Consider the following 11536-nt stretch of genomic DNA (forward strand, 5'->3'; position numbering starts at 1 on the left):
GAGGTCAGATCACCACAAAAACGTTGCAATCAGTGTCGAAGAAACCCCGATCGCGGCACCTGCGGCCAGATAAATGGCTGTGCGCCACCGGTTTGGCTGAGTATTCAATTCAACCTGCTGTGATTGTCGGATCAGCGCGTTTTCCACAAGAACCGGCAAGCGAGGGCCATAGCGCATCAGGACGGACATGGTTTTTCCCAAATCACGCACCATCGCACGGGGACCTATGCTTTTGCGGATGTAATCCTCGACCACGGGTTTGGCGACTTGCCAAATGTTGATCTGCGGGCTAAGCGACCGCGCGACCCCTTCAACCACCACCATGGTACGTTGCAATAAGATTAGCTCGGTTCGGGTTTCCATGCCAAATTTTTCTGTTACTTCAAACAGATAGCTCAACAACCCACCCATTGAGATTTGGTGCGCATCCATGCCGAATATCGGCTCACCCACAGCACGCAGGGCACGTGCAAACTCGTCAACATCCTGATCAGCAGGGACATATCCCGCCTCAAAATGCACCTCTGCCACACGTTTATAATCGCGTTTGATGAACCCATAAAGGATCTCGGCATAGACCCGGCGGGTATATTCATCAATGTGCCCCATGATGCCGAAATCATAGGCAATGATATTACCACTGGCCGCGACCTTCAGGTTGCCCTGATGCATATCGGCGTGAAAATACCCATCACGCAGCGCATGGCTTAGGAACAATTGCAAAACCCGTTCGCCCAATGCCACCCGATCATGTCCGGCTGCATCCAGTGCATCATTATCCCCAAGCGCGGCACCATCAGCCCAAGCCATCGTCATGACCCGGCGCGAGGAATGCTCCCATTTCACGTCCGGCAGCTCAAACCCTTCGTCATTTGCGGTATTCGCCGCAAATTCTGACGCCGAAGACGCCTCTAACCGCAGATCCAGTTCGCCCAGAACCACACCCTCAAAATGCGCAATCACATCGCTGGGTCGCAACCGGCGTGACGCAGGCGAGAGAAATTCAATGGTGTTGGCGGCCAGATAAAAGGCATCAATATCCTTGCGAAACGCCTTTTCAATGCCGGGGCGTAGCACTTTTACGGCGACGTCTTCGCCCGTGCTGCGCAACCGCGCCTTATGCACCTGTGCAATCGAAGCTGCCGCAACCGGGGCACTGAAATCGTCAAACAACTCATTTACCGGAGATCCCAATTCAGCTGCAACTTCCTGTTCGGCAATTTCTTTCGGGAAGGCGGGCAATTTGTCCTGCAACACCCGCAATTGCGTCGCCAGCCCGTCACCCACCAGATCCGGCCGGGTCGACAGAATTTGACCAAACTTGATGTAGGCGGGGCCCAGAGCCGTCAGCGCCCGCGTGGCCGGAGGCATAGAGGTTTCACCCTTGTACCCCAGCCACTGAAATGGCCAAGCCAGACAACGCATCGTTACCTTTACCAATGGCGGCGCATCCATCGCCTCCATGATCAGGCTCATCGCACCGGTGCGTTCCAACGTGGCGCCTGTTCGGATCAGGCGCAGAATATTATGAGGGCCGCGCATACGTTAAATTTTCCAACCCGAATGCAAACAAGCAATGCCAAGGCTCAGATTGCGGTACTTAGCGTTTTCAAAACCCGCGTTGCGCACCATCTGCAAAAACGTCTCCTGATCGGGAAACTGACGGATCGATTCCACCAAATACTGATAGCTGTCTTTATCGTTGGCAATCACCTGTCCCATACGCGGAATGATATTGAAGGAATAAAGATCATAGGCCTTCTGCATCATGTCATTGGGGATCTGGTTGAATTCCAACACCATCAAACGCCCACCGGGTTTCAGCACCCGAAACGCCTCGTTCAGCGCTTCCTGAGGTCGCGTCACATTCCGGATGCCAAAGCTGATGGTGTAAACATCAAAGGTATTATCCTTGAACGGTAGCGCCATCGCGTCACCCGTCACCCAATCCAGGCTGTCGGCCATCTGATCAGCCTCGGCGCGTTTGCGCCCTTCCACCAACATCGGTTCGGTCAGATCCAGAACTGTGGCATGACCGTGGCCCGCACGTTTCAGAAAGCGAAAGCTGATATCGCCTGTGCCACCGGCCACATCCAGCAACCTTTGCCCCGGGCGCGGCGCCAGCCAATCCATCATCGCATCCTTCCAGATGCGGTGAATGCCAAAGGACATGGCATCATTCATGACATCATATTTTGATGCGACCGAACCGAATACGCCCTGCACCCGCCCGGCTTTTTCCGCCTCGGGAATATCCTGATAACCGAAATGAGTTGTTTTCTCGCTCATGGGCCTTGCCGTTTTGTGTTTCAGTTCTTCTTATAAGGTGCCGGGGCCGGGATACAATGCGCCCCTTTTGCCGCAAGGAAAATTGATCATGCCAGAATTGCCCGAGGTCGAAACCGTCCGCCGTGGCCTGACCCCGGCGATGGAGGGGCAGATCATCAAAGATGCACAGGTTAATCGCCCTGATTTACGTTGGCCTTTTCCTGAAAACATGGCCGAACGCCTACAGGGGCAGCGGGTGCAGGCCCTGCGTCGGCGGTCAAAGTACATTTTGGCGGATCTGTCCTCGGGGGAAACACTGCTGATCCATCTGGGCATGTCCGGTCGTATGTTGATCTCGGGCGATCCGCTAGGGCAGTTCCTACATGAGCACCCCGCACCACAAAAACATGACCATGTGGTGTTGGAAATGGGTAACGGTGCGCGAATCACATTCAACGACCCGCGCCGGTTTGGCGCGATGGATCTGTTGCCCAGTGACACCGCTGAAAGTCACCCACTTTTGGCCAAGCTCGGGCCAGAACCTCTGGGCAATGCCTTTTCCGAGGACTACTTGATCGCTGCACTGAAGGATAAGAACACCCCGATAAAATCGGCCCTACTAGATCAGCGAATCATTGCAGGTCTGGGCAATATTTACGTCTGCGAAGCCCTGTTTCGTGCTAAAATTTCCCCAAAGCGCAAGGCCGGTGCCATTTCAGGACGTCGCGTTTCTTTGCTGGTTCCTATCATCCGTGATGTGCTGTCCGAGGCAATTGAGGCAGGCGGATCATCCTTGCGTGATTTCAGGCAAGCGGATGGCGAATTAGGTTATTTTCAACATAGTTTCGACGTCTACGACCGCGAAGGTGACCCCTGCAAAAATGACGGATGTGAAGGTGTGATCAATCGCATCGTGCAGTCGGGACGTTCCTCCTTCTATTGTTCAAAATGTCAAAGATAGGTTGAACAGCGCTGCCAGAATGGTAATGAATCATCTTTGACTGGAACAAGCGAAAGCATACCACATGGCCTATGAGACGATCATCGTCGAAATAGAAGACCACGTTGCCCTCATTACTTTGAACCGCCCCGACGCTATGAATGCGCTGAATGATCAGCTGTTGGGCGAGCTGGTGAGTGCACTGGACGACGCGCAATCAAATGACAAAGTACGCTGCGTTGTCATTACCGGATCAGAAAAAGCCTTTGCCGCCGGCGCAGACATCAAAATGATGAGCGAGAAAAGCTTTGTTGATGTGTTCAGCGAAGATCTGTTTGGCCCAGAGGCTGACGGTATCATGCGCTTCCGAAAGCCGATTATCGCGGCTGTGTCTGGCTATGCGCTGGGTGGTGGTTGCGAATTGGCAATGATGTGCGATTTCATCATCGCGTCCGACACCGCTAAATTTGGCCAGCCCGAAATCAATCTGGGTGTCATGGCTGGTTTGGGTGGCTCACAGCGCCTAACCCGCTTTGTTGGTAAATCCAAAGCTATGGACATGAACCTGACTGGCCGTTTCATGGACGCGGATGAAGCCGAACGCTCTGGTCTGGTCTCCCGCGTCGTGCCGGTCAAAAAGCTGATGGAAGAGGCGATGTCTGCCGCTGTTAAAATCGCCGAAAAGTCCGCAATCGCGACCATGGCTGTCAAAGAATCGGTCAATCGCTCGTATGAGACCACCCTGCGCGAAGGTCTTTTGTTCGAGCGTCGCGTTTTCCAATCGCTCTTCGCGACAGAAGATCAAAAAGAAGGCATGGCTGCCTTCATGGAAAAACGCGAAGCTCAATTCCGGGATAAATAAATCCGCCTGTATTTTTTGTAATACGAAATTAAAGCGCCCTTGGGCGCTTTAATAGTTTTTGGGGTTTTGCGGTTTGTGTACATTTCTGGGGGTAAAATGTACATCCTGTACGCAAATCCCTGCGTTGATTACGCAGTCATTGGAGCGTCTTCCGGCTTATGTAATGAAATCACCATCACAACTGCAGCCCCGTTCAGCCAATAGAATGCTGCATCCAATCCAGTGAATCCAAAGATGAACGGCGCGGCAAGAAAGGTTAATCCGACAACCAGATCTACAGCCATATGCAAGCTGTAAGGCAGTACCCGGATCAATCCGAGGTGATGGTCGGTGAGTATGGTCAGCACTAGGGCAGCGATACCCGTTACCACGGACAAATATAGTGCCATCGGGTTGCTTTCGCCGAGGCCCAAAACGAATGGTAAAGCGATCAATGCAAAGGCTACTGGGTAATCAAGATAAGCGTGAATACGGCGCGTTACGAATTTGACGGACATATCGTGTTCCTTGTGAATGTTCTGATATGTATTGAATAAGTGCTGCTCTGCGCCTAATGAATGCGCAGGAATGCGAGAATTATTGCAGATCGTTCAGATTCATGGACGCATGAGTTTTAATCATAGGTGCCTGAGGGCGCTTCTTGATGACGACGCATATTGAAAGTTTCCTATTTGCATTTGTTGGAAATTTGTCTATAGGACGCGTCAATACATGCGCGTGCGGCCCGCTCTGGCCAGAATCACCGGTTAGGTCTACCGGCTCGGGACGCTTTAGCGCTATTGAAATATAGAGAACCCGAAAAGGACCTCATCCATGGCAAATACGCCTCAGTCAAAAAAACGCGCCCGCCAGAACGAGCGTCGTCAGGCCGTTAACAAAGCGCGCCGCTCTCGTATCCGTACACACCTGCGCAAAGTCGAAGAAGCAATCACTTCTGGCGACAAAGACGCCGCAACTGCCGCTCTGCGTGCTGCTCAGCCTGAGCTGATGCGCGGCGTTACCAAAGGCGTTCTGCACAAAAACACTGCGTCACGTAAAGTGTCGCGCCTGGCCGCGCGAGTCAAGGCACTGGCGTGAACGGTATCGTGAAGTTGGCCTGTCAAGGCTGATATGAGAAGGCATCGCTTTTTGCGGTGCCTTTTTGCATGTGAGCAACGGAAAGCGGGCGCCTGAGATTCTTTTCGACTAATCGCACTGTCAAGGGCGAAGATCAGTTGCCCGCTCCCGACTCAAATTGCTAGTTTCATTTCAGCGATTCACGCTTGGGGGGACAAGCAGCGCGATTTACCAAATGGGCATGCTCATATGGTTAATGCTCTGCGTCAGGTTAGGCTTCGGTCTGGTCATGTCCAACGGGAATGCACGGCAGTTACAAATCCACGCGCGGACTCTTGGGGATCTCCGCGTCGTATCAGGATTGCCACCGTGTCAGGCCCGATCGGGAAATGAAATCTTAGCAATCGACCGCTACGGCGGTTGAGTAAGATGTGCTTTTCCGCTTCAATGTCATGTTTTGCCAATAACTTGGGTCAATGTATGGCCTGTAATGAATTTTGTGTCGGTCGATCGAAGCTCGCGGAATGGTGAATATGACAAACGAACAATGGGGCCAATTGAAACAAAACCTTCTGGCATCTGTCGGGAAGAATAATTTTAAGAATTGGATTGAGCCGCTTGAGCTGTCGTTTGTTGCAGATGGTGTTGTGAATTTTGTGGTTCCAACAGTATTTCTAGGTAATTATGTATCCCAAAACTTTGGCGATTTGATCTTGTATCACGTTAATAGTCTGGCACCTGAGGTGCGCCGCATCCAATTCCAGACAGCGGCCAACACCACGACCTCACCACAACCGGAGCAAAAAGCAGACAAACCTGCGCCCGTTGTTGCAAGGCCTGATGGCAATCAGGTGCCAACAGCACCGCTTGATATGCGTTTCACATTTGATAGTTTTGTCGTGGGGAAACCCAACGAATTGGCCCATGCTGCCGCGAAACGCGTGGCCGAAGGTGGCCCGGTGACGTTTAATCCGCTGTTTCTTTATGGTGGGGTTGGTTTGGGTAAAACCCACTTGATGCACGCTATTGCATGGGATCTGAAAAACCGCCGCCCGGATCTAAACGTTGTTTATCTGTCAGCAGAGCAATTCATGTACCGTTTTGTGCAGGCCCTGCGTGATCGAAAGATGATGGACTTCAAGGAGATGTTCCGCTCGGTCGATGTCTTGATGGTGGATGATGTGCAGTTCATTGCCGGGAAAGACAGCACACAAGAGGAATTTTTCCATACTTTCAATGCGCTGGTGGATCAGAACAAACAGATCATCATTTCTGCAGATCGTGCGCCTGGCGAGATTCGCAATCTTGAAGAGCGGATCAAATCACGCCTGCAGTGTGGGCTGGTTGTTGATCTGCACCCAACGGATTATGAGTTGCGCCTTGGCATCCTGCAGACCAAGACCGATCAGTTCTTCCGTCAATATCCTGACCTGAAAATGGCCGATGGTGTGTTGGAATTCTTGGCCCACCGCATCAGCACCAACGTGCGTGTGCTTGAAGGTGCATTGACCCGGTTGTTCGCTTTTGCATCTTTGGTAGGGCATGAGATTACGCTGGAACTGACACAGGATTGTCTGGCGGATGTGCTGCGCGCATCAGAGCGCAAAGTCTCGGTTGAGGAAATTCAGCGTCAGGTTTCGGATCACTACAATATTCGCTTGTCGGATATGATCGGGCCTAAACGTCTGCGGACCTTTGCACGCCCGCGTCAGGTGGCGATGTATCTTTGCAAGCAGATGACCAGCCGCTCACTGCCCGAAATTGGCCGTCGCTTTGGCGGGCGCGACCACACCACCGTTATGCACGGGGTTAAGCGGATTGAAGAATTGCGTTCACAGGATGCTCAGATCGCCGAAGATCTGGAACTTCTGCGCCGCACTTTGGAAGGCTGAAGCACCCGCCCCCTTGACCCTCGGGTGAATTGGGCTGAAAACTCTAGAAAAGAAAAGACTTGAGCCGAAAGAGGAAGTTGATAACTTGCCCCTCCCGGTATCAATCCGTGACTGTAAGGGAGTGAGGGTATGAAACTCAGCATCGAACGCGCAACGCTGCTCAAAGCGGTAAGTCAGGCGCAATCTGTTGTCGAGCGGCGCAACACCATTCCGATCCTGGCGAATGTCTTGATCGAAGCCGAAGGTGATGCTGTGCATTTCCGTGCCACGGACTTGGATATCGAAGTGGTCGACAAAGCCCCGGCCAAGGTTGAACGCGCAGGCGCGACAACTGTTTCGGCGGTGCTGTTGCATGAAATTGTGCGTAAGCTTCCCGATGGTGCGTTGGTCAATTTGACCGCTGATGCCGCAGCTGGTCGTCTGACAGTGGATGCAGGGCGCTCAAACTTCAGCTTGGCAACCCTACCCAAAGAAGATTTCCCGGTGATGGCCTCCTCAGAGTATGCCAGCAATTTCAGCGCCAAAGCGCCCGATCTGCGCCGCTTGTTTGACAAATCAAAATTCGCGATCTCGACCGAGGAAACCCGCTACTATCTGAACGGTGTTTATATGCACGTCTCTGACGCCGATGGCGGTCAGGTGTTGCGTTGCGTTGCCACAGACGGCCACCGTCTGGCGCGCATCGACAGTGACTTGCCCGAAGGTGCAAGTGATATGCCGGGCGTGATTGTACCGCGTAAAACCGTGGGCGAGCTGCGCAAACTGCTGGACGACGACGAGATGAAAATCGCCGTTTCAGTTTCTGAGACAAAAATCCGTTTTGCCACACCTGACATTACGCTGACGTCCAAGGTAATTGATGGCACGTTCCCCGATTACACACGAGTGATCCCGCAGGGCAACACCCGGCGTCTGGAAGTGGATGCCGCAGAATTTGCCAAGGCAGTGGATCGAGTGGCAACTGTCAGCTCAGAGCGTTCACGTGCGGTTAAACTAGCATTGGATGAGGACCGCTTAGTTCTATCAGTGAATGCGCCAGATAGCGGTGCCGCTGAAGAAGAGCTGGCCGTGGCCTATGGTGATGAGCGGTTGGAAATTGGCTTCAACGCCAAATACCTGCTGGAGATTGCGAGTCAGGTTGATCGTGAGAATGCGGTCTTCATGTTCAATTCTTCGGGTGACCCAACCTTGATGCGCGAAGGCAATGATACGACAGCGGTTTACGTTGTCATGCCGATGCGCGTGTGACAGCGGTCGGATGCCTCCGACGGGAGTATTTGAGGAAAGATGAAAGGGCGGCATGCCGGGGCTTTATCTTTCTGCGCTGACGATTTCGTATTTCCGCTCGCACAAGTCTGCGCAGCTGAAACTGGATGCACGGCCCATCGCCATTCATGGCCCGAATGGTGCGGGCAAAACTAATATTCTTGAAGCGGTATCGCTGTTTTCACCGGGGCGTGGTTTGCGCCGTGCTGCGGCGCAGGATATGGCGCGGCGCCCGGATGCGATTGGCTGGAGGCTGACCGGTATCCTGCAATCCTTGCATCAGGTGCATGAGGTCAAGATTTGGTCCGAAGGCGGCGCCGCGCGACAGGTGCGGATCGACGACAAAGCCGCATCACAGGTTTCTCTGGGGCGTATTGCGCGGGTGCTGTGGCTGATCCCGTCGATGGACCGGTTGTGGATCGAAGGGGCTGAGGGGCGACGACGGTTTCTGGACCGTATGACGCTCAGTTTTGACCCCTCACATGCGGAAGCGTCTTTGTCCTTTGAAAAGGCGATGCGTGAACGTAATCGCCTGCTCAAAGATCAAGTACGTGATGGCCATTGGTATGTGGCGTTGGAGCGGCAGATGGCAGAATCTGGGGTTGCGATTCACCAAAACCGTATGGCTGCGTTGGCGCAGCTGCAGTCGGCACAGGCTGAGGCTGAAACCACATTTCCAGTGGCGGACTTAGAATTGACACTCAGCGAAGGTGAGATGCCAGAGAGTGAATCTGATTTTCGCGATGCCTTGTCTGAGAGCCGGTTTCGCGATTTGGCTGCGGGGCGTACGTTGATTGGCCCACATCGCGCCGATCTATACGGGGTCTATGCGGCCAAAGGTGTTCCTGCCAGGGACTGTTCGACCGGAGAGCAAAAAGCGTTGCTGGTGTCGTTGATTTTGGCCAACGCCCGTGCCCTGACCCGTAATTTTGGTGCGCCTCCGATCTTGTTGCTGGATGAGGTTGCGGCGCATCTGGATGCTGGTCGCCGGGCAGCGCTCTATGATGAGCTTTGTGCGCTTGGTGCGCAGGCTTGGATGACGGGTACGGGGCCGGAACTGTTCACGGAACTGGGTGAACGAGCTCAACACATTGAGGTGACCGGAGATGGGTTGCCATGACGGTGACCCGAACACGATGCGGCGGGTACCATAGATGTTGAAGAATGACGGGGTAACAGATCAGTAGTGTCAAACGATCTCAGCACCACCAGCTCCGGGTGCTATATTTAATTGGGTTGCTTCAAGTCCGGGCTTCGCTAAAAGATAGGAGTGAAATAGGTGGAATTGCGATGAACGTCGGCGGAATGATGATCGAAACATGGAATATCGTTGGGTGATATTTTGCAGCGATATATCTGGTCAGGTTTTCGAATATTAACCTTAGGTGAAATACAAGCCGTGAGAATGATCCCTACATGAATACTGCGACCTCCCCCTCCTTAGATGAGAAGATTTTCAGGGTTGTACTTGTGTTGGTCATAGGCATTCGGGTGCTTATGGCAATTCTTGCCAGTCAGTCGATGATGGAACTCCTAGTGACTGGAGACAATGATGATATCATGCGGTTTCTGTCAATCCAGGATTGGATGAATGGGCAGGGGTGGTTTGATATGCGGCAATATCGGATGCAGCCACCAGAAGGGCTTGATCTGCATTGGTCCCGCTATGTGGATCTTGGGATCGCAACACTTATCTGGCCGCTGTCTATGGTGCTTCCCTTTGAACAAGCGCAAGTGATTGGGATTGTTTTATGGCCTGCTATTTTGTTTGTTTTGTTGGTGATTGTGATTGGCTTCAGCGCACGCAAAATGTTCGGCCCGCTTGTTGGTGCGACCTCGATGATGGCAATCATACTGTGGCCCGTAACGGGAATAGTTTACTTTTCTGGAGCGCGCCTGGATCATCACAACGTTCAAATTTTGTTAATGACTGTGTTGACTTTAACAGCCGTATTGCCCGGGCCTGCTATCCGGCGCGGCATAATTGGGGGGGCAGCAGCAGCGTTGTCTTTGGCTGTCGGGCTTGAGGCGTTATTGGTCATTGCCTTGTTTGGGGGAATACTCGTTGCCCGAGCTTTACTGTTGTACACACAGTCCGTGCCACAGTTTGTGGCTTTCTGCGTAACGACTGCCATTGGCAGTGTGGTCTTGTTTTATGGGCAGGCTCCTATGGCCGAGTGGGCGCTGAATCACTGCGATGAATTGTCGGTGCCTTATTTATCCATTGCGGCAACCGGAGCGGGGATCAGTGTGGTTTATGCGGTAGTGTCTTCCAGATTGAGCCATTTGGTCACACGTACATTGGTGTTCTTGGCGCTGTGCGCTTTGGGTGTTTTTTTTCTTTACCCTTTGATCGAGCCGTGCTTCGCGGGCCCCTACGGCAACCTACCACCGGATGTGACCCATATCATTAGCAACCGAATTGAGGAGGCTAGGTCTATCTTTGTGGCGTTTAGCCAGGGGGAGGTGATTGTCTATGGACTTGTGCTTCCAACCATCGCCATAACATTTCTGATGACGGCGATTTGGGTTCGCCGCATTATTATTCAGCATGAGGATACTGCTACGACAGCTCGATTGGGTATTTTACTTTTATTTTCTTGGCTGGGCGTGCTGGCCAGCATGTCACAGATCCGCCTGACACTATTGGCAGCATCGGCGATACCAATATTGATTGGTTTTGCCCTTGCTGAATTTCTGACAGCGCGCCGGGAAGGTCGAAACCGGTATGTTTTAGTTCTGTTATTGCCATTGCTTGTAGTTGTCTTTGCGCCTTATGCGGGGAGTCTCCAGCCGGATAAAAATGAAAATGTATCGAACACCTCATCTGAACAGGGGGCAAGTCAATCAACTGCCGTCAAAACCTGTCGTAATTTGGACTTAATAAAAGAGCTAGCTGATCTTCCTCGTGGCAAGATATTTAGCTCGGCAAATATGAGTGCTCCGATTTTACTACTGACACCACATAGTGTTGTGACGGGCCTCTATCATCGCAGTCCCTCTGCTATTCGGGATGGTCTTTTGCCATTTGAGCAGGATGAGACGGCCCTTCGTGAGGCAATTATCCGAACAGACGTGGATTACTTGATGTTGTGTAGGAATCTTGTCTATGGAGATAGTGGCTCTTTCGGATCGCAACTCGCTGCGGGGCATGAGGTGGCATGGCTTCACCGGATTGAAGGGCTTAGCGATGAGCTTTTGCTGTTTAGTATTGTTCGGAATTGACCTCAAGATTGGGGGGCTTTTGAATGT

10 protein-coding genes are annotated in these 11536 nt (G+C 52.5%); 7 read left to right on the plus strand and 3 right to left on the minus strand.

Going from position 1 to position 11536, the window contains the following annotated elements:
• Positions 1-9: 9 nt before the first annotated feature.
• Entirely contained in the window at positions 10-1542 is a 1533-nt protein-coding gene (gene ubiB, locus D9A02_RS06965) for a 2-polyprenylphenol 6-hydroxylase (RefSeq protein WP_120500254.1), read from the minus strand.
• Between the two features lie 3 nt (positions 1543-1545).
• Positions 1546-2289, minus strand: a complete 744-nt coding sequence (gene ubiE / locus D9A02_RS06970) for a bifunctional demethylmenaquinone methyltransferase/2-methoxy-6-polyprenyl-1,4-benzoquinol methylase UbiE (protein ID WP_120500255.1) — start codon at positions 2287-2289, stop codon at positions 1546-1548.
• 88 nt (positions 2290-2377) lie between these two features.
• On the opposite strand from ubiE, the gene mutM reads away from it, so the two are divergent.
• Together mutM and D9A02_RS06980 are read left to right on the plus strand one after the other, a co-directional pair.
• Positions 2378-3229 carry a bifunctional DNA-formamidopyrimidine glycosylase/DNA-(apurinic or apyrimidinic site) lyase gene (gene mutM / locus D9A02_RS06975; RefSeq protein WP_120500431.1) on the plus strand — a complete coding sequence of 284 codons (852 nt, stop codon included), beginning with the start codon at positions 2378-2380 and terminating at the stop codon, positions 3227-3229.
• Between the two features lie 64 nt (positions 3230-3293).
• Positions 3294-4070: an enoyl-CoA hydratase gene (locus D9A02_RS06980; RefSeq protein WP_120500256.1), complete on the plus strand. Its 777-nt coding sequence runs from the start codon at positions 3294-3296 to the stop codon at positions 4068-4070.
• 128 nt (positions 4071-4198) lie between these two features.
• Here D9A02_RS06980 and D9A02_RS06985 read toward each other — a convergent pair whose 3' ends face one another.
• Positions 4199-4567, minus strand: coding sequence for a hypothetical protein (locus D9A02_RS06985; RefSeq protein ID WP_120500257.1), 369 nt, complete (start codon positions 4565-4567; stop codon positions 4199-4201).
• A gap of 316 nt (positions 4568-4883) precedes the next feature.
• On the opposite strand from D9A02_RS06985, the gene rpsT reads away from it, so the two are divergent.
• From rpsT to D9A02_RS07010, 5 genes are all read left to right on the plus strand, one after another.
• Positions 4884-5147, plus strand: coding sequence for a 30S ribosomal protein S20 (gene rpsT / locus D9A02_RS06990; protein WP_120500258.1), 264 nt, complete (start codon positions 4884-4886; stop codon positions 5145-5147).
• A gap of 512 nt (positions 5148-5659) precedes the next feature.
• Positions 5660-7018, plus strand: a complete 1359-nt coding sequence (dnaA, locus tag D9A02_RS06995; RefSeq protein ID WP_120500432.1) for a chromosomal replication initiator protein DnaA — start codon at positions 5660-5662, stop codon at positions 7016-7018.
• Between the two features lie 129 nt (positions 7019-7147).
• Entirely contained in the window at positions 7148-8266 is a 1119-nt protein-coding gene (gene dnaN, locus D9A02_RS07000; RefSeq protein ID WP_120500259.1) for a DNA polymerase III subunit beta, read from the plus strand.
• Positions 8267-8318: 52 nt separating this feature from the next.
• On the plus strand, positions 8319-9404 hold the full coding sequence (recF, locus tag D9A02_RS07005; RefSeq protein WP_120500260.1) for a DNA replication/repair protein RecF: 1086 nt from the start codon (positions 8319-8321) through the stop codon (positions 9402-9404).
• Positions 9405-9700: 296 nt separating this feature from the next.
• Positions 9701-11509, plus strand: a complete 1809-nt coding sequence (locus D9A02_RS07010) for a hypothetical protein (protein WP_162932984.1) — start codon at positions 9701-9703, stop codon at positions 11507-11509.
• Positions 11510-11536 lie beyond the last annotated feature (27 nt).

The organism is Roseovarius sp. EL26 (assembly GCF_900327775.1).
Taxonomy (GTDB): Bacteria; Pseudomonadota; Alphaproteobacteria; order Rhodobacterales; family Rhodobacteraceae; genus Roseovarius.